The organism is Ruegeria sp. CDSB113, assembly GCF_059611045.1.
Map to the genome: position 1 here is coordinate 410,372 of NZ_JBXWOU010000002.1, position 24,149 is coordinate 434,520.

Consider the following 24,149-nt stretch of genomic DNA (forward strand, 5'->3'; position numbering starts at 1 on the left):
GGGCAGAACCCGCCCCGGACAACCAATCGAGGACCAAAATGAACGCTCCAAACGACATAGCCCCCGAAATCGCCGAAGTGGACCGGATCGTGGCACAGGCGCGCAAGGCTCAGACTGCCTATGAGGCAACTGGCAGTCAGGCGCTCTATGACAAGGCGGCGCTGGCGGCAGGTTGGGCGATCATGGAACCCGCACGCAATCAAGCGCTGGCAAAACTAGCGGTTGAAACCACCGGGCTGGGCAATGTCCCCGACAAGATCACCAAGAACCACCGCAAAACTCTGGGTCTTCTGCGCGACATTGCCGAGGCAAAGACATGTGGGGTCATCAGCGACGATCCTGAAACAGGCATCACCGAAATCGCCCGTGCGATCGGCGTCGTAGGCGCGGTGGTTCCTTCGACCAATCCGGCCGCAACACCGGCCAACAACATCATTAATGCTCTCAAAGGTGGCAATGCTATCGTCGTCGCCCCCTCGCCCAAGGGCGTGGCATCCTGTGAGAAGCTGCTAAGCTTCATTCACGCCGAGTTTGACAAGCTGGGGCTGGATCGGGACCTGGTCCAGATGATCCCCGCACCGGGATCCAAGGCCAAAACACAACGACTGATGGAGACCTCGGATCGCGTGATCTGCACCGGCAGTCAGAACAACGTCCACCGGGCCCAGTCTTGCGGCACACCCGCCGTCGCGGTCGGTGCGGGCAATGTCATCGTGATCGTCGATGAAACCGCCGATCTGTCTGCGGCCGCGGCCAAGATCACGGCGTCGAAGTGTTTTGATAACGCGACTTCGTGCTCCTCCGAGAACGCAGTTGTGGTGGTGGACGCAGTCTATGACGACTTTGTCGCAGCAATGGCCGCCGAAGGTGGCGCGCTGGTCCCCGCTTCCGAGGCCGCAGGTATCATTGCACGTCTCTGGCCGGACGGGCACCTCAACCGATCAGCGATCGCTCAGGACGCTGACAAGATGCTTGAGGCGTTGGGGATGGCAGACAAAGCGCCCGAAGGCACGAAGTTTCTGGCGGTAGAGACAGATGGGATCGGTCCTGATCATCCCCTGTCCGGAGAGAAGCTGAGCCGCGTTCTGGCCCTATATCGGGCCTCGGACTATGCGGGCGCCAAAGCCCTCGCAACGCGCGTCCTAGCCCATCAGGGGGCCGGGCATTCGGTTGGCATTCACACCAGCGACGACGCGCGCGCCGTTGAGCTGGGCCGAGAGCTCCCCACCTGCCGGGTTATCGTGAACCAGGCGCATACCTTTGCAACGGGCGGCAGCTTTAACAACGGAATGCCCTTTTCCCTGTCCATGGGATGCGGCAGCTGGGGCGGAAACTCTATCGATACGAACCTGCATTGGCGGCACTTCGTCCAGACTACCAAAATTGTGCGTGAAATAGCCCCACGCGAACCCGCGCTCGAAGATATATTCGGCGCGTATTGGAGGGAGGCTGGCCAATGATGGAACCGCCCAAAGGAACTGTCCGCGATTGGCTGGACCTGAGAGCCGATCAGGGCGGAACCGGGTTTGTTTTTCCCGATGGCGCACAGGATCTGAGCTGGGCTGAATTGCGCGGCTCGGCCAGAAACGTCGCAGGTATGTTGACCAGCCTTGGGGCGCAAAAAGGCGAAAGCGTCGCCCTTATCTATCCCAATTGCCGCGAGGCGCTTATCGCCTTGTTTGGCGTACTCTATGGCGGATTCCGGGCAACCATGATCAATCTGGTCGCTGGCGACAGTGCCGTGGCCTACGCCCTGGAACACAGCGGCGCACGCTTTGCCTTCGTGCACCCGGATCAAGCCGAGTTGTTTGACCGAACAGCCAACCCTGCCGTGACCAAGCCTCTGCAGAACGCCGATGCTGGTGCCGCGAATACCCAGCTTTATGACCTGACCCCCGAAGACCATGCCCTTCTCATGTACACCTCAGGCACAACCGGCAGACCAAAGGGCGTCGTTCATACCCATTCCAGCCTTTTGGCAGGCGGCTGGACCACCGCTGTCGCACATGAACTGACCGACACGGATCGCGGTTTCTGCGTCCTGCCGATCTATCACATCAACGGTCTTTGCGTGACTGTGATGGGAACGCTCGTTTCGGGCGGGTCCCTGGCTATGTGCGAACGGTTTTCGGCCAGCCGGTTCTGGGAAAATCTTGGAAAAACTGAAGCAACTTGGTTTTCAGTTGTGCCCACCATCATCTCTCATCTGCTGCAATCCGACACCAATCCGAACAGCCAAACCCGTCAGAGATTGCGGTTCGGGCGCTCTGCCTCATCCGCGCTGGCACCGGACGTACAACGGGCTTTCGAAGAACGGTTCGACGTTCCCATCGTAGAAACCATGGGCCTTACCGAAACCGCCGCGCAGATCCTGTCGAACCCACTTCCGCCGGGTGTGCGCAAGATCGGCTCACCAGGCGTCGCATATGGAAACGACGCCGCGATCCGGGATGCGAACCAACAGCCCGTCCCGCACGGAACCGAGGGTGAGCTGGTCATACGTGGCCCAAACGTGATGCTTGAATACCTTAAGGATCCGGATGCGACCGCAGGCACGTTTACTGCCGATGGATGGCTTCGCACCGGCGATCTGGCGCGTATGGATGAGGATGGGTACGTCTATGTCACCGGCCGCCTGAAAGAGCTGATCATCAAGGGCGGCGAGAACATCGCCCCGCGTGAAATCGACGAGGCGCTTTATTCCCACCCCGACGTTGTCGAAGCCGCAGCCTTTGCACGTCCCTGCCGCAGCTACGGCGAAACCGTCGAGGCCGCTGTCAAAATCCGGGACGGGTCCGAACTGACGCCCCTGACCCTTTTAGAGATTTGTGAGACCAAGCTGGGTCGGTTCAAATCCCCTGACGAGGTTCACATCCTGCATGATCTGCCAAAGGGGCCATCGGGTAAGATTCAGCGCAACCGGATACTCGAAATCGTTGACGATCAGGGCTAAGTACCGGCGGGACTATTCCCGCTGGCGCGCAGCCGGGGCCGAGCCGGTGCATTGAACGTCGCTATGTCTTGCGCCGTTTCGGCAAGGCGTCTCCACCTTTTCCCGGTTTCGCGGTCGCAGCGCGGGCGCGATTTTTCTTGCTGCTGGGTTTTCCCTTGGGCGGCGGCAGGCCTTTGGTGGATTTACCGCCGGGCTTTACGCTCGCGTCTTTACTTTTTCCGGCAGGTGCTTTGTGCGATTTCTTCTTTGCGCTTGTTGCCGTGAATTTAACATCCGCCTCGCCCGTTGCGTCCGTCACTGACGAGTCCTTGCGCTGTACCGAGCCAGAATCTTTGAATCGGGTCTGTTTGAAACCGCGTTCCGCAGGATTTTTGGGCTTGCGATCTTCGGGCTTAGGTTTGCGGTTACGGGGCGTCGGGGCATCGTTCCAATCGACCGGGGTTGTATCCCCTTTGCGCGGACGCGGTTTACCCTTGGGTGGGCGGTTGGACTTTGGACGCTCAAACGCTGGCACGTCAGGCGCGCCATCCAAGCGCACAACGTCTTTCGAACCTTCGATTTTCATACCCGGTCCAACAGCCGCCAGAAAGCCCGCAACACTGGCTTCGCGGATCTCGACGTAAGACACATCATCGGCAATCCGGATCGCGCCGATATCGTCTTTGGTCAGATCACCGGCCTTGCAGATCATCGGCAGCAAATGACGCGGCGATGCATTTTGGTTGCGACCTTCAGACAAAGAAAACCAAACGCTCGGACCAAAGGCGGCGCGGGGCTTGGGGCGGTCCGCCGTCACTGGGGCCAACTCTTCCGGCGCTGAGTGGCGCAATTTATACTGACGGAGATACGCTGCCGCTATTTGCTCAGGGGTAAACTTTTCAACCAGGTGCTGAACCGCATCCTGTTCGCTTTCGGTAACTTCAACCTGCCAGTCATCCGAGGCGAGCATCCGCGCCTGGTCCCGTTCGTTCACCTCATCCGAAGACGGGGCGACGCCCCAATCCGCCGTGAGTTTTGCGAACTTCAGAATACGCTCGGCCTTTTTTCGCGACGACGGCTCGACCACCAGGGCGCTGACGCCCTTTCGCCCGGCCCGACCCGTGCGTCCCGAACGATGCAATAGCGTCTCGTGACTGTTGGGCAGCTCGGCATGGATCACCAGATCGAGGTTCGGCAAATCAATCCCGCGCGCCGCGACATCTGTCGCCACACATACCCTCGCACGCCCATCGCGCATCGACTGCAACGCGTTAGAGCGTTCACTCTGCGTCAGCTCACCGGACAGTGCCACCACAGAAAACCCGCGGTTTGAAAGCCGCGTGGTCAGTCGTGACACCATCGCGCGGGTGTTACAGAAAACGATGGCATTGGGGGCTTCGTAATACCGTAACGCATTGATGATGGCGTTATCCCCGTCCCGCGGTGCCACCATCATCGCACGATATTCGATATCGGCATGTTGGGTTTTCTCGCTGACCGTGCTCACCCGTTCGGCATCGCGCTGATAGCGCGTTGCCAGGCTAGCAATGGCGCGCGGGACGGTGGCTGAGAACAGCAACGTTTGCCGCTCCGCCGGGGTTTCATCCAGGATGAACTCAAGATCCTCGCGAAATCCAAGGTCCAGCATTTCATCGGCTTCGTCCAGAACCACAGCCCGGATCGCGGTCAGATCAATGGAACCACGCATGATATGATCGCGCAGTCGACCCGGCGTTGCGACGACAATATGCGCCCCACGCGCCAAAGCCCGGCGTTCATCACGCATATCCATGCCACCGACACACGAGGCCAGAAACGCGCCGGCATCAGAGTATAGCCAGCTCAGTTCACGCTTGACCTGCATGGCCAGTTCCCGCGTAGGCGCAACCACCAAAGCCAACGGCGCACCGGACGCCCCGAACGTCTCATCTTCGCCCAGCAACTGTGGTGCAATCGCCAACCCGAACCCGATAGTTTTTCCCGATCCGGTTTGCGCCGACACCAACATATCGCGCCCTTCCAGCTCGGGCTGTGTCACGGCCTGCTGGACTTGTGTCAAAGTATCGTAACCCTTGCGGGCAAGCGCATCTGCGATGGTCTGTTTCACGGTGGTGTTCTTTGTATCAGCCGGGGGATACGTGCCTTGCGGTATTGCAATCAGCGCATCTTCCAAGGTTAAAGACCGCCTCTTAACGGGAGTCGCTGGCAATGTATAGCCGTGTCTTTTGTGGTGACCGAAGTAAAAAACCGCCAGTCACGAAGGTGAATTTTGATGAACTGGTCTGCGGTTTCAGCCAACTGTCAAAAGCCGATGCGAAACCAGTACTTTACCAGATAAAGTGGTGCCCGGGGGCGGAATCGAACCACCGACACGAGGATTTTCAATCCACTGCTCTACCCCTGAGCTACCCGGGCACGGGAACGGCGTTTGCCGTTGGGTGGAGGCCTTCTATGACTTGCTACAGGCAGTGTCCAGAGGCTTTTTCACATTTTTTCAATGTGGACGTTGTTGCTCTGCTTCGGGATCGGAAACTTCGGTTTCAACGTCCTCTTCCCGCTGCGATGGAACCGCGTAGGACCCGTTCAGCCACTTGGCCAGATCAATATCAGCACACCGTTTCGAACAGAAAGGCCGAAACTCAGTTACAGACTTTTCTGCGCAGATCGGGCAGCTCATTTCAACACTTCCGCCAGCGGGATACGGCCGCGTTTGCGCTGCAGTTCGTAGTGGCCAAGAGGGGTCCAGCCTGCCAGCGTGGTATCGATCGAATCTGCCTTCAACGCAGCGCGCAGAGAGGCCTCGAACCCACGGCGATCCTTTTTGGGCATTGGTGCTAGGTCCAGAGTGATTTGCCCCCCTAAACCGCGAACGCGCAGGGCACGTGCAAGCCCCTTGGCGCAGGCGAAATTGACCTTGGTTCCGGCCGCCATCGACGTGTCGGACCCGGTGTTGACATCCACAGCGACCAAGGCCCGGGTGGGCTGAATATATAGATGGCCGCCTCCGGGCAGTGGCTCAGAAATACCACGCGCCACGTCCAATGCGTCCAATACACCATGCGTTTCGAAACTACCTGGCTGTGTCACAACCTCAGCCGGGTCGGTCCAGTCGCGCCAGGCCAGAACATGGGGTCCGTCACCTTCCAGCAGCAGCTCGGGCTCAGTTCCCGGATCGTTCAAAACCTGATCCGCATGGGCCAGCATCGCGCCGATATCTTCGGCGATTTCAGCCGCACCTTCGCCCTCACAACAGGACCGCAGGATCAGGCCATGACTGCTGCCCTCCATGCTTTCATGAGCGATTTCAAGAAGGCGGTTACGCTCATCTTCGTCGTGGATGGAACGTGAGATATTCAAACCGGGCGCATCAGGCGTGACGATCGCATAGCGGCTTTTGAACAGAACCCGATCGGTCACTGGCAGCGCCTTACCGGGTTCGGCATAGCCCGTCACCTGAACCAACATCAGTGCACCGGGTGCGAGCCCTTTGACCTGTCGTAAAAAGGCTGGACCGTCAGGCGTGGTCAGGAACATGCCACCCTGCCCTTTGACCGGTCGGTCGGCACGGGCACGATAAATCGTACCCGGCGCGGGCGCGTCAGCTGCAATCAGGAAATCGTCCAGCTGACCGTCGACCATAAGGGCGGCAGCTTCGCGGTTTTCGATGTGATCCAGAACAATGGTTCGACCCTTCATGACACCTCACGATACAGGGGATAGCCGATGCCTTGCAAAAGCGCGGCAGTCTCGGACAGGGGGAGCCCCACGATGCCGGTAAACGAACCAGAAATCCAAGGGATGAAAGCCCCGGCGGGGCCTTGAATGGCGTAAGCGCCCGCTTTGCCCTGCCAGTCTCCGGTCGCCAGGTAAGCGTTGATTTCTACGTCTGACAGACGTTTGACCTTGACCTGAGACACCACATCACGTTGCAGAACGCGGTCCCCGCACCGTACAGCGACCGAGGTGATTACGCGGTGCCGCCGACCGGACAAAGCATGCAGGAATTCAGCCGCCTGGCCCGCGTCTTCCGGTTTTCCCAGAATACGGCGACCCAGTGCGACAGTGGTATCCGCGCAAAGAGTTACATCGTCGCCATCGGCCTGTACCGCCTGCACTTTTGCCCGCGTAATGCGATTGCAATAGGGCACCGGCAGCTCACCTTTCAGCGGCGTTTCATCAATGTCGGGTGCACGGATGGCATCGGGCTGCACGCCAAGCTGGGCCAACAGGTCCAACCGCCTTGGGCTGCCCGATCCTAAGATAAACGCCATTGCGGCAGGCGTTACTTGAAGCGGTAGTTGATCCGACCCTTGGTCAGATCATAGGGGGTCATCTCGACCTGAACTTTGTCGCCGGCCAGAACACGGATGCGGTTCTTGCGCATCTTGCCTGCCGTATGTGCGATGATCTCATGGCCGTTTTCCAGCTCGACCCGAAACGTCGCATTAGGCAGGAGTTCCTTCACGACACCGGGAAATTCGAGCGTATCTTCCTTGGCCATGTTGTCTCCACATTTAAGTTGCACCCGCAGAATCTGCGGGGATGTGCGCCTAAATGAGCCTATTTTGGCCCTATTTCAAGGGCGGAATCACCTATAGGGCGGATATTGTGACCGAATCGACTCGGGGTGATTGCTCATCCCAATGAGTTCGGTTGAGGACATGGCCATCGGAACGCACACAGGCGATGGCCGACATGTCGACCTCAGCATAAGTCCAGCCGGGTTGGTTCAGGGTGCCTTCGGCCAGCACTCCGGTCGCGGGAAAGCCCTTGTCCGGTGGACCAAATATACCGCCAGTGCCGGTATTCATATCAACGGCTTCGGACCAATCATTAGCGCCAACCAAGGACGACATCACCGTAACGCATTGATTTTCTAATGCTCTGGACATCGCGCCGATACGCACACGCCAATAGCCTGACAACGCCTCGGTGCAGGATGGGACAAGGATAAGTTCTGCCTCGCTGAGAGCACGACCCAACAGCGGGAACTCACTATCGTAACAGATCAGCACCCCGATTTTGCCCAGCGCAGTATCGAACAGCTTCAGCGGGCCGCCAGGGGCAATATCCCACGACTCGCGTTCGAACCGGGTCATGATCTGTTTGTCTTGGTGGTCCTGTTTGCCATCTGGGGCATAGAATGCAGCCCGGTTCACAGGTCGACCGGGGCCATCCACAACCGGGGCCGATGCGCCCAGAATGTACGCCTTGTACTCCTGTGCGAGGCGCTGGTGCAGGTTTTGCACTTCCTCCATCCGATCCGAGACCGCGTGGATTGACCGCTCCAGATCACCCGCCACCTCGGCCCCGTCGAGCGTAGATAGCTCCATCGCGCCATATTCAGGAAAAACCAGCAGGTCCGCCCCCTGCCCCGCAGCGTCCGAGACCCAACCATCCAGCTTGTCCTCATACTGCGCCCAACTGTCGAGCCAATCGAGGTTATAGGCGGCAGTAGCAACTTTCATGGGCTATCCTTGCGGTCCAAACTCGGGCGAATTTAAGTGTGAGTTCGCGGTCTGTATAGCCCCATCCTGTCACCTTGGGTTTTGAACGACCTCTTCCGCTATACCCCGAAGTGTCGAATGCCGCAGGATGCATGAATGACTGCCTAAGCTTGCTCTAGTCGGAAATGGGCGGCCAACGAAACCGTCAATGTTGGCCGATGAACCGGCGCTCAATCCATTTTTAAGTGCTGGGATGTCAGCATTCAACGAGCTGTCAGTCTGCAAGTGACAGATTCAGTTGATGTCTTGGCAGAGATGAGAGAGCGTGAGGGTAGGTTCCGAGGGGCCATCAAGAATGCAACCAATAATCCAGTTCAGCTTAGGGAGAATGAAAGTGACGAATGCTACATACAAGAAAATCGATGTCGTCGGCACGTCAACGGAATCCATTGATGCGGCTATCCGGTCGGGTATCTCAAAGGCGGCTGAGACAGTTAAAAACCTTGATTGGTTCGAAGTTTCGGATATCCGAGGTCACATAACGGATGGTGAAGTTGGGCACTTCCAGGTCGCTATGAAAATCGGGTTCAGGCTCGACTAAGGCAACGCGCAAGCCCAGCAAAAGACTGATTTGTCCGCAGAGCAAACGAAAACTATCTACAAATCTCGCATCCAAAACTGCAGTGGCTTTACTGTCTCGCCCTCTTCGCCAACATCCTTCCACGCAAACTGCGCGATCACACCAGGCATTGGCTCATATCCCCGCGCGCGCCAGAAGTCATCCAAAGGGCGATAATTACTGGGCCGCATCGCGTGGTCGGCGGGGCGCTGTACACTGCAAAAGGCGCATTTTCTGTAGCCCAGCTTGCGCGCGTGTTCCTCGCGATGGTCAAAGAACTTATGGCCAACGCCCTGCCCCCGATAATCCGACAAAAGGACGGATTCGGCACAATAGAAGATTTTAGCCAGATCTAGGCCCGAGCCTTCAAAGGCGTCAGCAAAATCATCTGCGTGGTCGGTCAGAGGGGCACCGGTCGAAGCGCCTATCAGGCGGTCACCATCGAACGCTCCAACCACGACCGCTTTGTCGCTGTCACGGTAAGATTGCAGGTACTTCCGCTCGTAGTTGATGTCGCCGTCATACAGATACGGCCACGCCCGAAACACCTGGATCCGCAAACGCGCCACATCGTCCAAGGCATCCGTCAGCGCCGCCCCGGTCAGGGGACGGACAGCTGTGACCTCAGCCATTCGAGACCTGCTTGGTCCAGTCAGCGAGGTTGTAGAACGTGGAGACTCGGGTGACCTTGCCGTCTTTCAGATCAAAGAACGACCCGGCGGGCAAGCGATAGGTCTGACCGCGGGCTTCGGGCAAACCCTCATCCGTCTGCAGATAGGTGCCGTTCACAGTGAACTCTGCCGCGGCGCGGGTGCCGCCTTCGGCCTCAAACACCACGATGTCCGTCAGGTGTTCCTTGTAGCAGCGGTTCATATGGGCGCAGAAGGCTGCAAATTTTTTCTTACCGGTGCGAATCTGGCCTTCGTTCACGTGATGCGCCACGTCATCTGACAGGCAAGCCAGCATGCCGTCGACGTCACCGGCATTGAAAGCGTCGAAATAGGTTTTGACGGTCTGGTTCATGGTCACTCCGTAGGTTCGCCCCAGCGGCCTTTGAGATGCTGAATGATCTGGTCGCGGGTCTGTCGGTAGTGAATTAACTTGTCTGCGCGGCTTTCGCCCAGTCCGGTAGGGTCCATTATTGGCCAATAATCGACATCCAGGTGAAAAATGCGGGTCAATTCCAGCGCCTGGCGCTGACTGGCCGGAGACAACGCAACGATCAGGTCGAACGAGCTGAGGTCGTCACCCCATTCCTGCATTTCATCAAACGAGCGTGACCGATGGCGGGACAGTTCAACGCCTACCTCCTGACAGACCGCGATGCAAAACCCGTCAATCTCAAGGTCATTTCGCACACCAGCGGACTGCACATAGGTGCCGGTACCATAGAACTTTTTCATGAGCCCTTCGGCCATAGGGGACCGAACCGCGTTATGGTCGCAACAAAACAGGACCGACTGCGGTAAAGGCTTCACGCGTCAGCCCCCGAAATGCAGCACGCAGATCAGCGTGAACAGACGACGCGCGGTATCGGTATCTATGTCGGCCTTACCTTCAAGTCGCTCCTGCAAGACGCGGCTGCCTTCGTTGTGGATGCCGCGACGGGCCATGTCGATGGTTTCGATCTGGCTGGGCGGCAGAGTTTTCACCGCGTTGAAGTAGCTTTCGCAGATCTGAAAATAATCTTTGACCACTTGCCGGAACGGCCCCAGCGACAGGTGAAATTCTGCTGCCTTCTCCTCGGCCTCGGTGGCGATGTCGAAGACCAGCCGTTTGTCGCGGATCGACAGCTGCACACGGTATGGTCCATCAGGCGCGACTCGGTCATCGCGCACCGGCAGCGCAAAGCTGTTTTCTTCCAGCAGATCATAGATCGCAACCTTACGCTCCTGCTCGATCTCGGGGGTCGGCGGAGGCAGGTTTCGGTCGTCTAGTTCGATGTGCGAGATACGAGTCATAAGGCGTGGTCCGTTCAGGTCGGCACAGACTTATAGCAACAAAATTGAATGGGCAACGCACACGGACCAATTCCTGACAAACTCGCTACAAAGGGTGATCCGAAGGGTCAATTCCGTGCTTCAACAACAATGTGTCGACAAGCGAGCCTTTGGCGATTTCACGATCCATAAAAATCTTCCGAAACCAAGATCCAAAGAAATGCACGGACATCTTATTCTGCCAGTCCAGAAACTCGAGCGCCGACATATCCGGATCATTCCAGTACTTTCTGTACCTGAGAGGGATCGCGTAAAGCTCGGCGCGGGCAGAACACATTTCATGTTCCGGCGTGTCATAAATGTAGTGGAAGAACAAAGGTGGCCCAAAGGTCGAAAGCGGCAAACTCCAGACAGTTGATCTGCCGAATATGTCGATGTAGCTCTTTCGCCGATCCTCTGTCCACCAGGGCGGAACAAGGTCACTGTCGAAAGCGAAATCACACATTTTTTTCAAGGCCGGACTGTCGCTTGGCAAGGCAACAACACCATTCATCATACGTCGGCGTTTCAAATTCGCCTTTGGAAACAAGTAACCCTGGTTGGTCTCGAATGGTCTGTTTGCGTAAGCATCGGCATCCACCCAGATGTAGTCAGTATCCTGCATAAGCTTCAGACGGAACAGATCCGCATGAACGGCAACGGATCGGGCGACCGGGTCGCGGTAAATCTCGGACGTATCAAAAATTTCGCGTGCGTCGCGCGCCTCGATGTAATCGGGAATATCCTCGAGGTCGCCATAGTGGTAGACGATCGGCTTCTGGTCCACATCCGCGAAGGACTTCAGGCACAAATGCTCCAGAAAACTAAACCGTTTGCCGATCCAGAGTGTTGCCACGCGTTCCAAGTCTGGCTCCTTTGTGCCGGGTCGTCTTGCGGCTAGGGCGCCGTTGAACACCCATTTTTTTCAAGCCCAATCCCTGAAGCCAATACAGGTTCACAGCAGGTGTGACCCCATAGCCATAAACCTTCAGCCATTCAGGCGCTTCAGCCGCGCCGTGACAGACAGCCCATGCGCCTCAAGGCTTTCGGATTGTGCCAGTTGCTCAGCTGCTGGTCCAATCGCACGCAGGGCCTCCGGCGTCATCTGGCTGAGCGTCGTGCGCTTGAGGAAATCCATCACACTGAGACCGGAGGAGAAGCGGGCCGAACGGGCCGTCGGCAGCACGTGGTTGGGGCCGCCAACATAGTCTCCAATGGCCTCGGGCGTGTACTGGCCCAGGAAGATCGCACCAGCGTGGACGGTCTTGGCGCTCAGCGCGACCGGGTCGGCCACGCACAGCTCAAGGTGTTCGGGCGCGATGCGGTTCGACAATGCTGCTGCCTCGTCCAGATCACGCACGGTGATGATCGCGCCGAAATCACGCCAACTGGCCCCCGCGATGGCGCGGCGTTGCAGGGTTTCGAGGCGTTTGTCGACGGCTTTGGCGACGGCCTGTCCAAACCCGGCGTCATCTGTAATCAGAATCGACTGCGCGCTTTCGTCATGTTCAGCTTGGCTAAGCAGATCCAACGCGATCCAATCGGGATCATTATCCTTGTCGGCAATCACCAGAATCTCGGACGGGCCAGCAATCATGTCGATGCCAACCTTCCCGAACACGCGGCGCTTGGCAGCGGCGACAAAGGCGTTGCCCGGCCCGGTGATCTTGTCTACGGGCGCGATACTTTCCGTTCCATAGGCCAGTGCGGCAATCGCCTGTGCACCGCCAACACGATAGACCGTATCCACACCGGAAAGCCGCGCCGCCAGCAGGACCAGCGGGTTCACCTGGCCGTCCGGCGTTGGCACAGCGATGGCCAGACGCTCGACCCCGGCAACCTTGGCCGGGATCGCGTTCATCAACACTGATGACGGATAAGATGCTAGCCCACCGGGCACATAGAGACCGGCAGCCGACACTGCAGACCAGCGCCACCCAAGCGTTGCGCCTGCTTCATCGGTCCACGCGTGATCCTCAGGCATCTGCCTTTCGTGATAGGCCCGGATACGGGCAGCAGCCAATTCCAGCGCGGCCCGATCTTCGGTCGAGACCTGATCCACAGCCTCAGTGATCTGTTCTGCGCTGAAGGCCAATGTTTCGGGCGTCAGTTCCAGCCGGTCAAACTTGGCGGTCAGCTCGATCACCGCAGCATCGCCACGGTTCCGCACGTCATCGATAATCCCGGCGACGACGGCATCCACATCCGGGCTGTCCTCGCGCTTGGCGGACAATAGTGTTTTGAAGGCGGTCTCGAATTCAGACGACGTCGTGTCGAGGAAAACAGGCATGTTCTGGCACTCCGGAGCGTTTGATCGGGACATACCGCCCAGATGGGCCGGCCTCAACCCTCAGTCCTGTAGGTGCAGCGATTTGCGCATACTCAGACAGGACACGTCATTGCGCTGACTGCATCTTCCGGTGGCTTCCCAGCCGTGCCGCGCATAGAAACCCTGTGCCGTTCGGGTGGCTTCAAGCCGTCCCTCGGTACAGCCAAGAGCGATAAGTTCCTGCTCAAGCGTCTTCAACAAAGCACCGCCAATACCGCAACCAATGTGACCTGGATCGATATACAAAAGCGTGATTTCTCCGGCTTCGGTCAGCCCACCGGCTGCCGCAGGCTGTCCATTATTCTCAGCAAGCCAGATTTGTGCGCCGTTCCTGATCCAACCCCTGATCGTCGCCGGATCTTTGTTTGCGACCCATTGTGCGATCAACTCAGGATCATCCTGATGGTCCGCCGTGCAAAGCTTGGTAATTGACCGAACCAGAACACGGCTCAGATCGAACACGTCGAAAACGGTCGCACGGCGCAGCACCAGACCCTGGGGGGGTCCGGTGAATGCCTGCGCTATGCCGCGCTTATTCCGGATGGTGCGGTGCCTGACCGGATGGGGCCTGATACGGCCGGGTCACGTCCTTGAGGGTGACATCCAGCGCCTCGACCGACAAGCGGATCGTACCGTCTCCCGCCAGTGTCAGCATGATCTGCCCGGCACCGTCTTCGCCCGCTTCGAAATCAATCGACAGCAAGGACATCACCATTTCCTTGTCGCCGCGTTCGACCCCTTGGCTCGCCACAGACAGCACTGAATCGAAAACCAGAACCGACTGTACCCGTTCAAACGGGCGGTCGCGGCGGGCGGCGGCATCCTTGTCTTCCCAGCGGAACCGGTTCAGCAACAGGCCAAAGCGACGCTCAGAGGGCCGCCACGTCATCTCGGTGATTGGGAAAATCGCATCCTGCGCCAGGGTCGAGATCACCTGAAGGTCATCGGCGTCCTCGGCCCCCAGATTCAGTGGGGCTTCGCGTCCGTCTTCGAAACTTGCATCTGTCATTGGCCTTTGATCCGTTCAATCTTTGCGCCCACGCCTTCCAGCTTACGCACCACATGTTCATATCCGCGGTCCAGATGATAGACCCGACTGACTGTCGTTTCCCCTTCAGCCGCCATTCCGGCCAGAATCAACGAGACTGAGGCCCGCAAATCCGTCGCCATCACGGGCGCTCCCTTCAGACGTTCAACCCCGGTCACGGTCGCCGTACCACCGTGTACTTCAATATTCGCGCCCATGCGCACCAATTCCGGGGCATGCATAAAGCGGTTCTCAAAGATACGTTCTTCCAGAACTGAGGTACCTTCGGCCGTGCACATCAGCGCCATCATCTGCGCCTGCAAATCCGTCGGGAAACCGGGGAACGGCTCGGTCACCACATCCACAGCGTTAACACGTCCGTTCTTACGGGCAACCTTTAGGCCATTTGGGGTTTCTTCAACATTCACACCCGCCGCATCCAGCTTGGCCGCAAAAGACTCGACCAAAGCCATCCGACCACCCAGCAGCTCAACTTCACCGCCGCACATCGCGGGGGCCAGCATATAAGTGCCCAGTTCGATCCGGTCGGTCACCACCTGATGCGTTGCTCCGTGCAGGCGATCAACGCCCTGAATCTCGATGGTCGAGGTCCCCGCACCCGAAATCTGCGCGCCCATCTTGCGCAAGCATTCGACCAGATCGACTATCTCAGGCTCGCGCGCGGCGTTCTTCAGAACGGTCGTGCCTTTGGCCAGCGTGGCGGCCATGACGATGTTCTCAGTTGCGCCCACCGAGGCAAAGCGCATCTCATGCACCGCGCCTTTCAGCCCGCCGGGGGCTTTGGCGTGCAAGTAACCGTCCTTGAGCTCGATCTCGGCGCCCAGCGCCTCAAGCCCTTCGACATGCAGGTCCATCGGACGCGCGCCGATGGCGCAGCCGCCTGGCAACGACACAACGGCCTGTCCAAAACGTGCCAGCAAAGGACCCAGCACTAAATTGGATGCCCGCATCTTGCGCACAATTTCATAATCCGCCGTCTGACTGGTCAAGTCATGACTGGACATCGCCAGCACCTGCCCGTCTTGCAGCGAAGACACTTCTGCCCCCAGCGATTGCAACAGCGCAGTCATTGTTTTGATGTCACTCAGTCGCGGCGCATTGGTCAGCGTCAGCGGTTCTTCGCTGAGCAACGTTGCGGGCATCAGCGTCAGGCATGCGTTCTTGGCCCCCGCAATCGGTATCTGACCGTTCAGCGGCCCGTTGCCCGTTACCAAAATCGAATCCATCTGCTCTTATCCCTCGTCCTTGCCGGTCTTGTCCTCGGAAGCTGCCCGCGCCTTGGCCTGCGCCTTGCGCCGCGCCATATTCGCCTTAAGCGCGGCCTTAAGCCGTTCTTCGCGCGCGTCCCCGGATTTTCCGTCTTTTTTAGGTGAATTTTTGTCTGCCATTGTCTTTCTCTACAGGAGACGAAAAAAACCGTCCAGACACCCTTGCGCCGCGTTTCGTTTGAGTCTAATCACCCGCCCACAGCGCTGCTGTAGCTCAGAGGTAGAGCACTCCCTTGGTAAGGGAGAGGTCGAGAGTTCAATTCTCTCCAGCAGCACCATCCAATCTCCATTGAATAATGCGCCCGCTGCTTGATTGAGAGCGTGGCTGTCCTGTACCCACTTGCATGTGCATTGGACGCATCAAGCCGCGGTGGTGCGGTTCGAATTGCGCGTGAAGTATTGATTTTATTTAGGCCATTCAGCTCAACGCCTTGTACGCGGAGTATGAATGCAACCTTCCTCAAACGGGGGTTGGGACTTGGCGTATGCAAACCCACTTGCCGAGAGAAACTTGAATTTGTCGATCCACTCTCCCATTGAGAAACCGACAGTGCGTTGAATTTTTTTGTCGAAATTACCCAGCGCGTGCTGGGATCCCCGGGCGCGTCAAATGCGCCGTTCCGACGCCGACAATGCGCCCGCAAGCGAGCTCTTGATCTCTGATGGGATGTCCCGACCTTGCTGATTCAGCTTTGCGGCGATCCAGCCCGCGGAATGTCCACGGCATCCGATCTTGTTCATGCGCGCCGCGGCCGGTGTTACCGCTTCACCCTGAGCCAGGGCCATGGATGCCTCAACCTCAGTGTCCGGCAGGACCATTCTAACCGCGCTGAACACGTCCATCGAGACCTGTAAAGTCTGACGCTCTAGTCGATGGGCAGCGTTGGTCAGTAATCGCGTGCAATAAGCCGACAAGAAATACCAACGGAACACCTGAAAAACCTGACCGTTGGACGCCGCCATATCCGGTGCGCGACCCGCAACAGCGGTCAGTTCGGAAAAGGCAGCTTCGGCCAATTTGGCCGCATCGCAAATCTGACGCTCGCGACTGGCACGAGAAACCGCGCCATTGGCGAAGCGGGAGTCAGATTTACCGATTTCCAAGTGCATTGATATCCTCCACCGTCAAATTGTGATGAAGATATAAAATCTGACGGCATCGCCGGCATGGGAATTGCGGTCAGAATTTCCCGATTTGTCGTCTTTTTTGGCCAACTTCAGAGTCTGTCTATACATTTCACCCTATAAGTTGGCCTGTTTTGAGCCATTTGGTCAACTGGTGAACACCGCAAACGTTAATGTTTTAAACAAAAAGCACACATATCTGACACGATCTTGTAATAGTTATGCCCACTTCGATATGTATGAATACTCAATCCTGCTGACCAGTTTACCAGTAAAGTTTTAACGAGGGGGTACGAAGCAGGACCAGGGGGTGAGCGCCTGTCCGGCCAGGCTCGCCTTAGGACAGAGACGCTCCCCCCGTCCTTATCACTTAGTCTATCTTGTTCTTTTGAGCATGTGGCGTCACACCAAAACTCGACCGGTAAACGCGCGAAAAATGTCCCGGATTTTCGAACCCGCAGGCCATTGCCACTTCGGTCACGGATGCCTCGGTTTGCAATAACAGCTTCTGGGCGCGCTCCAGCCGAAGCTCCATAAAGTACTTCTTGGGCGACGTGTTGAGGTATTTACCGAACAACCGTTCCAACTGGCGCGTTGAAATCCCCAGATGCCCAGCAATATCAGATGGGGAAACCGGTGCCTCGATGCAGTCCTGCATGATATGAATTGCCTTGGCGAGATGCGCGTTACGCATCCCGTTGCGCGATTGAAGGGACACGCGCTGTTTGGCCGTGGCATTGCGCACGGCGTTGTAGACCATCTGGTCAGCAACCGCGATGGACAACTCTTCGCCGTGGTCCCTTTCAATCAGGTGCAACATCAGGTCGGCGGTCGCCGTGCCACCCGAGGCGGTAATGTGCTTTTCATCGGCGACAAAGACACTGCGCACCAGATTCACCTCGGGAAAGGCCTCCATAAAGGCATCGTGGTACTCCCAGTGAATGGCGGCCTGCATCCCGTCCAGAAATCCTGCCTCGGCAAGCAACCACGCACCCGAACACAAGGCGCCGATGGCCGTACCTCTCGCCCGCTCGCGCCGCAGGGTCGCGAGCAAAGGGCGCGAGACATGGTTTCGCATATGAATACCTGACAGCACAAACAGCTGGTCGGTCTTTGGCAGCGCGTCCAGTCCGCCATGAACCAAAGTCACCGACCCGTTGGAACAGACGGCCTGTTTGCTGTGTTCGGACACAAAAGACCACTCATACAGATCTTGACCGCTGACGAGGTTGGCAATGCGCAGCGGCTCGACCGCGCAGGAAAAGGCGAGATGCGAGAATTCCTGGATCAGGATGAAAGTGATGTGGCGGGGTTGGCGCATAGACGTCCGATTCAGTTTGACGTGGTCGACGGCCTATGCTGCACAATTCTTTTCTGTATACAACTTGTATTTTTTTAGAATACAGAGAATGAACGAATTAACCGACACGATTCGCGCAGCGACTGTTGGAGGAACGGATGAAAGACGACGCCAAATCCCGTAAGGCAGAGTTGATGGAGCACCTGAAGGTGTCGATCCTGACGCTGCGCCTGCAACCAGGCACAGATCTGGACGAAGCGCATCTGTCCGACGCTTTTGGCTTGTCCCGGACACCCTTGCGCGAAGTGTTCCGGCAACTGGCGGGCGAAGGCTATCTGGACTTGCGCACCAACCGCAGTGCCCGGGTATCCGAGATGTCTTATACCACCCTACGTGACTTCTTTCTGGCTGCACCCATGGTCTATGGCGCAGTTTTGCGACTTGCCGCGCAGAACGCCACGCGGACGCAGATCAACGACCTGAAAGACGCGCAACAGGCATTCAAGGCCGCGTTGCAATCCGGATCCGCCGAAGATCGGGCGCTGGCCAATAACCGCTTTCATGATGTGACCGGAGAGATGTCAGGTAATGTCTACTTGCGGCCATCATTCAACCGGTTGCTGATCGATCACGCACGGATCGGGATGACCTTCTATAGACCCCAATCCGTGCACAAGACCGAGAACCTGTCCGAAGCAAGTCGCCAGCATGACGCCATCATCGCCGCCATCGAGGCGGGCGATGAGGCGGCTGCTGCGCAGCTGGCCGAGGATCACTGGAACCTGTCACGCGACCAAATCGAACTGTTCGTGATGCCTGCCGCGTTGGATATCCCGATGGGTATCCCGCCCCTTTCGAAACCTGCATGAGGACGGAATGAACCCGATTTTCAGATTTGAGGGGATCTATACCCCGGTGGTCACGCCCTATCACCAAGATGGCCGCGTGAACTGGGATGCCCTGTCCCACGTGATCGAATACCTGATTGAGAATGGTGTGCACGGGCTGATCTCGGGCGGGTCAACGGGTGAGAACTATGCCCAGACCGTCGAAGAACGGCTGGAAGTGGCGTCGTTCACGAATAAGCAGTTGAAAGGTCGGTTGCCTCTGGTTGTTGGAACCGGCGCGATGCTGACGCCGGATTCCATCGCGCTGGCCTCGGGCGCGCGTGAGATTGGCGCAGACGCGATCCTGCTGGCCAGCCCACCCTATTCGGTGCCGACCGATCGGGAAAACGCCCTGAACGCGCTGGCCATCGACAAGGCCGCCGACCTGCCGGTGATGTTGTACAACTACCCGCACCGCACCGGTACGATGATGGGCGAGGAATTCCTTGACCGCGTGGGGCGCAGTCGGAACTTCTGCGGCATCAAGGAAAGCTCGGGGGATATCAACAGGGTGCATTTATTGGCGCGGGATTACCCGCATATCCAGCTTGGCTGCGGCATGGATGATCAGGCGCTGGAATTCTTCGCCTGGGGCGCACCGTTCTGGGTCTGCGGTGGGTCGAACTTCCTGCCAGCCGAACATGTAGCACTATATCAAGCCTGCGTTGTCGAAAGGAACTTCGCCAAGGGCCGCCGCATCATGTCCGCCATGATGCCGTTGATGCGGGTGCTGGAACAGGGCGGCAAGTTCATCCAGACCATCAAGCATGGCGTCACCATGAACGGGATCGACGCAGGCGCGATGCGGCCCCCGCTAAAGGGGCTGAACAAGGATGACAAACGCGCATTGGAACAGGTGACGCGCGTGCTGAAGAAAACAATCGCAGATATCGTGGCGGAGGGCTAAGGCATGGAATTGCTGACACAGGACGAATACAAATCCATCGCTGCGGGCCTGACCTTGCCCACCGGGGCCTTCATCGACGGCGCTTTCCGCCCGGCTGTCTCTGGCAAGACTTTTGAGACGGTGAACCCCGCTACAGGCGAGAAACTGGCCGATATTGCCGCTTGCGACGCGGCGGATGTGGATTTTGCCGTCGAAAAAGCGCGCGAGGCGTTTGACGATGGACGCTGGTCCAGGATGCACCCCTCGGATCGCAAGGACATACTGATCCGACTGGCCAAGTTGATGACCCGCAATGCCCGTGAATTGGCAGTGATGGAGAGTATCGACAGCGGCAAGACCATCTATGACTGCGAAACCGTGGATATCCCCGAAACGATCCATTGCCTGAAATGGCATGCCGAGGCGATCGACAAAATCTATGATCAGGTCTCGCCCGCCAGCGACGACCACATCGCCATGGTGGTGCGCGAACCCATCGGAGTTGTGGGGTTGGTGCTGCCGTGGAACTTCCCGCTTCTGATGCTGGCGTGGAAGATCGGGCCTGCCTTGGCGGCGGGTTGCTCGGTTGTGGTGAAACCAGTAACCGAGACCACGCTGACCGCCCTGCGCCTCGCGGAACTGGCGATGGAGGCGGGCCTGCCGCGCGGCGTTCTGAACATCGTTCCGGGTGGCGGTGCTGACGTGGGTGAGCCGATTGGTCGGCACATGGATATCGACATGGTCTCTTTCACCGGCTCGACCGTCACTGGCAAACGGTTCCTGACCTATTCGGCGGAAAGCAACGCCAAAGAGGTGGTGTTGGAGATGGGCGGCAAGAACCCGGCCATCGTGATGGATGACGCCGAGAACCTTGACCGCGTGGCGGCCCATGTCGTGAATGGCGCGTTCTGGAATATGGGTGAGAATTGTTCCGCCTCGTCCCGTCTGATCGTGCACAAGGACGTAAAGGCCGAGTTGCTGGAGCGGATCGCCCATCACGCGAAGCAGTGGAACATCGGTGATCCGCTGGACCCGGAAACCCGAATGGGCGCGTTGGTCAGCGAAGGCCACTACAACAAGGTCTGCGGCTACTTAGAGCAAGCCGAAAACGTGGTGATTGGTGGCAATGCCAACAAGGGTTTTGTCGAAGCGACCGTGGTCGAAGTGCCCGGCAATCACAGCACTTTAGCGCGCGAAGAGATCTTTGGTCCCGTTCTGTCGGTGATCGAAGTGTCTGGCTTTGACGAGGCCATCAAGATTGCCAATGACACCGACTATGGCCTGTGTGCTTCGATCTTTACGGCTAACGCCAAGCGAGCCATCCGCGGCGCGCGGGCGATCCGCGCCGGAACCGTGACGGTGAACAGCTTTGGCGAGGGCGATATCACCACCCCCTTCGGCGGCTACAAACAATCCGGTTTTGGTGGCCGCGATAACTCGGTCCATGCCCACGACCAGTACACCCAGTTGAAAACCATCTGGATTGATCTGGCCGATGACGCGGATGAGGCGATCGATTGACGGCCTATACTGCAAAACGGCTGCCACGACAGACCGGGCCGGCGGGGTGGAACGCCATTCTGCCGCCCCAAACATCGCTACCCCGACTTGAACAGAACATCTCAGCCGATGTCACAATTGTCGGTGGCGGGTTTGCCGGGCTGAGCGCCGCGCGCAGGCTGCGCCAGCTTGACCCGGCGCTCAAGGTTGTTCTGCTAGAGGCTGGTCGCTTTGCCGAAGGTTCCGCTGGCCGCAATTCGGGCTTCATGATCGATCTGCCCCATGATCTGGCCTCGGACAATTACGCCGGAGGCGGGCTGGAAGCGGACCGCGCAACCATAGCCCTAAACCGCCGCGCAATAAGGTTTGCGACGAGCGTGGCAGATGAATGCGACCTGCCGCAGGAAATGTTCGACCCATGTGGCAAATACAATGCCGCCGCCACACGAGCCGGGGACAGACACAACCGCGAATTCGCCGCGCATCTGGATCGGTTGGGAGAGCCCTGCACGCTTTTTGACCGCCAACAGATGCAAGAGATCACGGGCAGTCCGCACTATTCCTCGGGCCTTTATGCGCCCGGCACGGTGATGATCCAGCCCGCCGGTTACATTCGGGCTCTGTCCTCTCACCTGTCGTCACAGGTTGATCTGTTCGAAAACTCTCCCGTTACCGGCTTTGAAAAACAAAGCGTGGGATGGCTGGTGAAAACACCTGAAGCGCAGGTTTCGACGGGCCGCATAATTCTGGCCAATAACGGCCATCTGGAGAGCTTTGGCTTTTACGAACGCCGGCTGATGCATATCTGCCTTTACGCGTCGATCACCGAGCGTTTGACGCCTGAACAGATTACGACATTGGGCGGTCAATCCCGCTGGTCAGTCACTCCGGCTGATCCGATGGGCACCTCGGTCCGGCGGGTCTCAGGCAGCTATGGCGACCGGATTCTGATCCGGTCCTGTTCAACTTTTCACCCGACTATCGAGACCAGCCCAATGCGCCTGCGCAATGCAGGCTGGGTGCACGACCGCAAGTTTCGTGAACGGTTTCCGCATCTGCCCGATGTACGAATGGAGCATCGTTGGGCCGGAATGCTTTGCCTTAGCCGAAACGGGTCAGCGGCATTCGGAGCGTTGGATGAGGGCGTCTTCTCGGCCTGTTGTCAGAACGGTTTGGGAATTGCCCGAGGGACATTGCAGGGCATGGCAGTGGCGGAATTGGTCACGCAGGGCGGATCGGACATTGCGGATCATTTCCTGACCCAACCGATGCCGCCGCGCCTGCCGCCAGAGCCGTTCGCCTCTTTGGGTGCAAACAGTTATCTGATCTGGAAAGAATGGCGTTCGGGCAAGGAATGACCTGTCAGGGCAGGCTGAGCTTGGTCATGCGGCCCCCATCCACCGTGTAAATCTGACCGGTGACAAAGCTGGCCTCTTCAGACGCAAGAAACACCACCACTGCCGCGACCTCCTCTGGTCGGCCAGTACGGGCGACGGGATGAATGCGGCCAATGTCCCGGCGAAAAGCATTCGGGTCAGGCTGCGCGTCGATAAAATCCATGTTCAGTTCGGTGTCGATCCAGCCGGGCGCCACCGCGTTGCACCGGACCCCCTCCGCCCCGTGATCCACGGCGACGGCACGGGTCAATCCGTGCAATCCGGCCTTGGTCGCACAATAGGCCGCATGGCCAGGATTACTGCCCAACCCTTCGACCGAGCCGATGTTGACGATGTTCCCTTGCGTCTGCCGCAGATGGGGCAGCGCCGCCTTGATCAGCAGAAAAGGAGCCGTCAGGTTGACTGTCAGATTGCGCTGCCAATCCTCAAGGCTCATGTCTTCGACAAGGGCTTCCTGCATCATGCCCGCGTTGTTGACGAGGATATCCAGACGCCCTGCCCGCTCAACGACCCGAGTGACTACAGATTGCGGGCTGCTCGGATCACCAAAATCTGCCTCGATCCCTGCGAACCTGGGATCTTGCCCGCGTTGTGCGGTAAAAACCCTTGCCCCGTCCTGACACAGTCGTTCAGCAATGGCCCGACCGATCCCGCTGCGTCCGCCAGTGACAAGGGCGGTTTTGCCTTCAAATCGGGTCATGATACTGGCTTGCCTCCGTTCACCTCAAGCACCGCGCCGCAGATATAGCGCGACGCCTCCGAGGCCAAAAACAGGATCACATCAGCAATGTCTTCGGGTTCCGCAATTCGCCCCAAGGGAACAGTCTGCCCCAGCTTAGCGACAGCTGTGTCCGGGTCGAACCCGCGCTTGGCAAAACCGGATCGCAACATGGGTGTGTTCACCTCGTTCGGGCAAACCGCGTTGATGCGGATGCCCTGATGGGCGTGGTCCATCCCCATGCATTGGGTCAGAGAGGCAATCGCGGCCTTGGTCATGCAGTAGACAGCGTGGTTTGGACCGGGGCGCAGGCCCCAGCAGGATGCGGTGTTTACGATCGCCCCGCCTCCGTTTGCAGCCATAATCGGGATCGCAGCGCGGCAAATGCGAAAGGGGGCCTCGACGTTCACGCCCAGAGACAGAGACCAATCCTGATCCGAGGTTTCGGTGACGGCACCCCGCGTAATGACACCCGCATTGTTGACCAAAATGTCCAGCCCGCCCAGCGCATCTGCTGCCTTTTGCGGAAGTGCATCGGTATAGGCCGGGTCCAGCAGATCACCGGGCAGATGGGCATCAGCCTCAATCCCGTCGGTCAGGCGGTCAGCAACAGCAACCTGCGCGCCGGCGGCACGTAGGCGGCGCACCAGAGAGGTTCCGATCCCCCCCGCAGCGCCCGTGACCAAAGCCGATTTTCCTGCAAACTCCATAATA

The 24,149-nt window shown here is 58.2% G+C and carries 27 protein-coding genes and 2 tRNA genes; 8 read left to right on the top strand and 21 right to left on the bottom strand.

Annotation, left to right across the window (positions count from 1 at the left end):
* Window positions 1–38: 38 nt before the first annotated feature.
* Both sauS and AC2FIS_RS06445 read left to right on the top strand, forming a co-directional pair.
* A complete protein-coding gene (gene sauS / locus AC2FIS_RS06440; RefSeq protein WP_496772434.1) occupies window positions 39–1,460 on the top strand; it encodes an acylating sulfoacetaldehyde dehydrogenase in 1,422 nt (473 codons plus the stop codon).
* Window positions 1,457–2,953 carry a class I adenylate-forming enzyme family protein gene (locus AC2FIS_RS06445; RefSeq protein ID WP_496772435.1) on the top strand — a complete coding sequence of 499 codons (1,497 nt, stop codon included), beginning with the start codon at window positions 1,457–1,459 and terminating at the stop codon, window positions 2,951–2,953. The genes sauS and AC2FIS_RS06445 overlap by 4 nt, the downstream gene beginning before the upstream one ends.
* A gap of 61 nt (window positions 2,954–3,014) precedes the next feature.
* Here the strand turns inward: AC2FIS_RS06445 and AC2FIS_RS06450 are convergent, their stop codons facing one another.
* The 7 genes from AC2FIS_RS06450 to AC2FIS_RS06480 form a co-directional block, all read right to left on the bottom strand.
* Complete coding sequence (locus tag AC2FIS_RS06450; protein WP_496772532.1) at window positions 3,015–5,039, bottom strand: DEAD/DEAH box helicase; 2,025 nt, start codon at window positions 5,037–5,039, stop codon at window positions 3,015–3,017.
* Between the two features lie 233 nt (window positions 5,040–5,272).
* A tRNA-Phe gene (locus AC2FIS_RS06455) sits at window positions 5,273–5,347 on the bottom strand.
* A gap of 79 nt (window positions 5,348–5,426) precedes the next feature.
* Complete coding sequence (locus tag AC2FIS_RS06460) at window positions 5,427–5,609, bottom strand: DNA gyrase inhibitor YacG (protein ID WP_109312468.1); 183 nt, start codon at window positions 5,607–5,609, stop codon at window positions 5,427–5,429.
* A complete protein-coding gene (locus tag AC2FIS_RS06465) occupies window positions 5,606–6,628 on the bottom strand; it encodes a ribonuclease E/G (protein WP_496772436.1) in 1,023 nt (340 codons plus the stop codon). The genes AC2FIS_RS06460 and AC2FIS_RS06465 overlap by 4 nt, the downstream gene beginning before the upstream one ends.
* Window positions 6,625–7,203, bottom strand: a complete 579-nt coding sequence (locus AC2FIS_RS06470) for a Maf family protein (protein WP_058279387.1) — start codon at window positions 7,201–7,203, stop codon at window positions 6,625–6,627. The genes AC2FIS_RS06465 and AC2FIS_RS06470 overlap by 4 nt, the downstream gene beginning before the upstream one ends.
* Window positions 7,204–7,214: 11 nt before the next feature.
* Window positions 7,215–7,433 (bottom strand): translation initiation factor IF-1, encoded by a 219-nt coding sequence (gene infA / locus AC2FIS_RS06475; RefSeq protein ID WP_005978431.1) that lies wholly within the window; start codon window positions 7,431–7,433, stop codon window positions 7,215–7,217.
* A 91-nt stretch (window positions 7,434–7,524) separates the two neighbouring features.
* The gene (locus AC2FIS_RS06480; RefSeq protein WP_496724133.1) at window positions 7,525–8,400 is read right to left on the bottom strand and encodes a carbon-nitrogen hydrolase family protein; all 876 of its coding nucleotides are present in this window, start codon (window positions 8,398–8,400) and stop codon (window positions 7,525–7,527) included.
* 367 nt (window positions 8,401–8,767) lie between these two features.
* Here AC2FIS_RS06480 and AC2FIS_RS06485 point away from each other — a divergent pair, with 367 nt between their 5' ends.
* On the top strand, window positions 8,768–8,980 hold the full coding sequence (locus AC2FIS_RS06485) for a dodecin (protein WP_496772438.1): 213 nt from the start codon (window positions 8,768–8,770) through the stop codon (window positions 8,978–8,980).
* 56 nt (window positions 8,981–9,036) lie between these two features.
* On the opposite strand, the gene AC2FIS_RS06490 is transcribed toward AC2FIS_RS06485, so the two are convergent.
* The 10 genes from AC2FIS_RS06490 to AC2FIS_RS06535 form a co-directional block, all read right to left on the bottom strand.
* A complete protein-coding gene (locus AC2FIS_RS06490; protein ID WP_496772440.1) occupies window positions 9,037–9,630 on the bottom strand; it encodes a GNAT family N-acetyltransferase in 594 nt (197 codons plus the stop codon).
* Entirely contained in the window at window positions 9,623–10,021 is a 399-nt protein-coding gene (locus AC2FIS_RS06495; protein ID WP_496772441.1) for a ketosteroid isomerase-related protein, read from the bottom strand. The genes AC2FIS_RS06490 and AC2FIS_RS06495 overlap by 8 nt, the downstream gene beginning before the upstream one ends.
* A 2-nt stretch (window positions 10,022–10,023) precedes the next feature.
* Window positions 10,024–10,476 carry an arsenate-mycothiol transferase ArsC gene (locus AC2FIS_RS06500; RefSeq protein ID WP_058275393.1) on the bottom strand — a complete coding sequence of 151 codons (453 nt, stop codon included), beginning with the start codon at window positions 10,474–10,476 and terminating at the stop codon, window positions 10,024–10,026.
* A gap of 3 nt (window positions 10,477–10,479) precedes the next feature.
* The gene (locus AC2FIS_RS06505; protein WP_496772443.1) at window positions 10,480–10,959 is read right to left on the bottom strand and encodes a UPF0262 family protein; all 480 of its coding nucleotides are present in this window, start codon (window positions 10,957–10,959) and stop codon (window positions 10,480–10,482) included.
* 85 nt (window positions 10,960–11,044) lie between these two features.
* On the bottom strand, window positions 11,045–11,842 hold the full coding sequence (locus tag AC2FIS_RS06510) for a hypothetical protein (protein WP_496724141.1): 798 nt from the start codon (window positions 11,840–11,842) through the stop codon (window positions 11,045–11,047).
* 123 nt (window positions 11,843–11,965) lie between these two features.
* The gene (gene hisD / locus AC2FIS_RS06515) at window positions 11,966–13,267 is read right to left on the bottom strand and encodes a histidinol dehydrogenase (RefSeq protein ID WP_496724143.1); all 1,302 of its coding nucleotides are present in this window, start codon (window positions 13,265–13,267) and stop codon (window positions 11,966–11,968) included.
* 60 nt (window positions 13,268–13,327) lie between these two features.
* On the bottom strand, window positions 13,328–13,795 hold the full coding sequence (locus AC2FIS_RS06520) for a GNAT family N-acetyltransferase (RefSeq protein WP_496724145.1): 468 nt from the start codon (window positions 13,793–13,795) through the stop codon (window positions 13,328–13,330).
* A gap of 43 nt (window positions 13,796–13,838) precedes the next feature.
* On the bottom strand, window positions 13,839–14,315 hold the full coding sequence (locus tag AC2FIS_RS06525; protein WP_058275388.1) for a DUF2948 family protein: 477 nt from the start codon (window positions 14,313–14,315) through the stop codon (window positions 13,839–13,841).
* Entirely contained in the window at window positions 14,312–15,580 is a 1,269-nt protein-coding gene (gene murA / locus AC2FIS_RS06530; RefSeq protein ID WP_496772444.1) for a UDP-N-acetylglucosamine 1-carboxyvinyltransferase, read from the bottom strand. The genes AC2FIS_RS06525 and murA overlap by 4 nt, the downstream gene beginning before the upstream one ends.
* A gap of 6 nt (window positions 15,581–15,586) precedes the next feature.
* Window positions 15,587–15,742, bottom strand: a complete 156-nt coding sequence (locus AC2FIS_RS06535; RefSeq protein ID WP_199520031.1) for a hypothetical protein — start codon at window positions 15,740–15,742, stop codon at window positions 15,587–15,589.
* A gap of 83 nt (window positions 15,743–15,825) precedes the next feature.
* On the opposite strand from AC2FIS_RS06535, the gene AC2FIS_RS06540 reads away from it, so the two are divergent.
* Window positions 15,826–15,900 (top strand) — tRNA-Thr (locus AC2FIS_RS06540).
* A 328-nt stretch (window positions 15,901–16,228) separates the two neighbouring features.
* Here the strand turns inward: AC2FIS_RS06540 and AC2FIS_RS06545 are convergent.
* Together AC2FIS_RS06545 and AC2FIS_RS06550 are read right to left on the bottom strand one after the other, a co-directional pair.
* Window positions 16,229–16,732 carry a hypothetical protein gene (locus tag AC2FIS_RS06545; protein WP_496772446.1) on the bottom strand — a complete coding sequence of 168 codons (504 nt, stop codon included), beginning with the start codon at window positions 16,730–16,732 and terminating at the stop codon, window positions 16,229–16,231.
* Between the two features lie 385 nt (window positions 16,733–17,117).
* Window positions 17,118–18,068, bottom strand: coding sequence for a GlxA family transcriptional regulator (locus AC2FIS_RS06550; protein ID WP_496772448.1), 951 nt, complete (start codon window positions 18,066–18,068; stop codon window positions 17,118–17,120).
* 137 nt (window positions 18,069–18,205) lie between these two features.
* On the opposite strand from AC2FIS_RS06550, the gene AC2FIS_RS06555 reads away from it, so the two are divergent.
* The 4 genes from AC2FIS_RS06555 to AC2FIS_RS06570 are packed head-to-tail and all read left to right on the top strand — an operon-like array spanning window position 18,206 to window position 22,678.
* Entirely contained in the window at window positions 18,206–18,916 is a 711-nt protein-coding gene (locus AC2FIS_RS06555; RefSeq protein WP_282121123.1) for a GntR family transcriptional regulator, read from the top strand.
* A 7-nt stretch (window positions 18,917–18,923) separates the two neighbouring features.
* Window positions 18,924–19,841 (top strand): dihydrodipicolinate synthase family protein, encoded by a 918-nt coding sequence (locus tag AC2FIS_RS06560; protein WP_496772449.1) that lies wholly within the window; start codon window positions 18,924–18,926, stop codon window positions 19,839–19,841.
* Window positions 19,842–19,844: 3 nt separating this feature from the next.
* On the top strand, window positions 19,845–21,341 hold the full coding sequence (locus AC2FIS_RS06565) for an aldehyde dehydrogenase (RefSeq protein ID WP_496772450.1): 1,497 nt from the start codon (window positions 19,845–19,847) through the stop codon (window positions 21,339–21,341).
* Window positions 21,338–22,678, top strand: coding sequence for an NAD(P)/FAD-dependent oxidoreductase (locus AC2FIS_RS06570; RefSeq protein WP_496772451.1), 1,341 nt, complete (start codon window positions 21,338–21,340; stop codon window positions 22,676–22,678). The genes AC2FIS_RS06565 and AC2FIS_RS06570 overlap by 4 nt, the downstream gene beginning before the upstream one ends.
* A 4-nt stretch (window positions 22,679–22,682) precedes the next feature.
* Here AC2FIS_RS06570 and AC2FIS_RS06575 read toward each other — a convergent pair whose 3' ends face one another.
* Both AC2FIS_RS06575 and AC2FIS_RS06580 read right to left on the bottom strand, forming a co-directional pair.
* Window positions 22,683–23,417 (bottom strand): SDR family NAD(P)-dependent oxidoreductase, encoded by a 735-nt coding sequence (locus AC2FIS_RS06575; RefSeq protein ID WP_496772452.1) that lies wholly within the window; start codon window positions 23,415–23,417, stop codon window positions 22,683–22,685.
* Window positions 23,414–24,145: an SDR family NAD(P)-dependent oxidoreductase gene (locus AC2FIS_RS06580; protein ID WP_496772533.1), complete on the bottom strand. Its 732-nt coding sequence runs from the start codon at window positions 24,143–24,145 to the stop codon at window positions 23,414–23,416. The genes AC2FIS_RS06575 and AC2FIS_RS06580 overlap by 4 nt, the downstream gene beginning before the upstream one ends.
* Between the last annotated feature and the right edge of the window lie 4 nt (window positions 24,146–24,149).

What these genes read in the sequence shown, in the direction of transcription:
- AC2FIS_RS06470 (WP_058279387.1), bottom strand. Translation starts at nt 7,203, where the DNA reads ATGGCGTTTATCTTAGGATCGGGCAGCCCAAGGCGGTTGGACCTGTTG.
- AC2FIS_RS06580 (WP_496772533.1), bottom strand. Translation starts at nt 24,145, where the DNA reads ATGGAGTTTGCAGGAAAATCGGCTTTGGTCACGGGCGCTGCGGGGGGG.
- AC2FIS_RS06485 (WP_496772438.1), top strand. Translation starts at nt 8,768, where the DNA reads ATGAAAGTGACGAATGCTACATACAAGAAAATCGATGTCGTCGGCACG.
- AC2FIS_RS06575 (WP_496772452.1), bottom strand. Translation starts at nt 23,417, where the DNA reads ATGACCCGATTTGAAGGCAAAACCGCCCTTGTCACTGGCGGACGCAGC.
- AC2FIS_RS06555 (WP_282121123.1), top strand. Translation starts at nt 18,206, where the DNA reads ATGAAAGACGACGCCAAATCCCGTAAGGCAGAGTTGATGGAGCACCTG.
- AC2FIS_RS06505 (WP_496772443.1), bottom strand. Translation starts at nt 10,959, where the DNA reads ATGACTCGTATCTCGCACATCGAACTAGACGACCGAAACCTGCCTCCG.
- AC2FIS_RS06565 (WP_496772450.1), top strand. Translation starts at nt 19,845, where the DNA reads ATGGAATTGCTGACACAGGACGAATACAAATCCATCGCTGCGGGCCTG.
- AC2FIS_RS06545 (WP_496772446.1), bottom strand. Translation starts at nt 16,732, where the DNA reads ATGCACTTGGAAATCGGTAAATCTGACTCCCGCTTCGCCAATGGCGCG.
- AC2FIS_RS06495 (WP_496772441.1), bottom strand. Translation starts at nt 10,021, where the DNA reads ATGAACCAGACCGTCAAAACCTATTTCGACGCTTTCAATGCCGGTGAC.
- AC2FIS_RS06445 (WP_496772435.1), top strand. Translation starts at nt 1,457, where the DNA reads ATGATGGAACCGCCCAAAGGAACTGTCCGCGATTGGCTGGACCTGAGA.
- AC2FIS_RS06525 (WP_058275388.1), bottom strand. Translation starts at nt 14,315, where the DNA reads ATGACAGATGCAAGTTTCGAAGACGGACGCGAAGCCCCACTGAATCTG.
- AC2FIS_RS06490 (WP_496772440.1), bottom strand. Translation starts at nt 9,630, where the DNA reads ATGGCTGAGGTCACAGCTGTCCGTCCCCTGACCGGGGCGGCGCTGACG.
- AC2FIS_RS06560 (WP_496772449.1), top strand. Translation starts at nt 18,924, where the DNA reads ATGAACCCGATTTTCAGATTTGAGGGGATCTATACCCCGGTGGTCACG.
- AC2FIS_RS06535 (WP_199520031.1), bottom strand. Translation starts at nt 15,742, where the DNA reads ATGGCAGACAAAAATTCACCTAAAAAAGACGGAAAATCCGGGGACGCG.
- AC2FIS_RS06460 (WP_109312468.1), bottom strand. Translation starts at nt 5,609, where the DNA reads ATGAGCTGCCCGATCTGCGCAGAAAAGTCTGTAACTGAGTTTCGGCCT.
- sauS (WP_496772434.1), top strand. Translation starts at nt 39, where the DNA reads ATGAACGCTCCAAACGACATAGCCCCCGAAATCGCCGAAGTGGACCGG.
- AC2FIS_RS06465 (WP_496772436.1), bottom strand. Translation starts at nt 6,628, where the DNA reads ATGAAGGGTCGAACCATTGTTCTGGATCACATCGAAAACCGCGAAGCT.
- AC2FIS_RS06550 (WP_496772448.1), bottom strand. Translation starts at nt 18,068, where the DNA reads ATGCGCCAACCCCGCCACATCACTTTCATCCTGATCCAGGAATTCTCG.
- murA (WP_496772444.1), bottom strand. Translation starts at nt 15,580, where the DNA reads ATGGATTCGATTTTGGTAACGGGCAACGGGCCGCTGAACGGTCAGATA.
- infA (WP_005978431.1), bottom strand. Translation starts at nt 7,433, where the DNA reads ATGGCCAAGGAAGATACGCTCGAATTTCCCGGTGTCGTGAAGGAACTC.
- hisD (WP_496724143.1), bottom strand. Translation starts at nt 13,267, where the DNA reads ATGCCTGTTTTCCTCGACACGACGTCGTCTGAATTCGAGACCGCCTTC.
- AC2FIS_RS06480 (WP_496724133.1), bottom strand. Translation starts at nt 8,400, where the DNA reads ATGAAAGTTGCTACTGCCGCCTATAACCTCGATTGGCTCGACAGTTGG.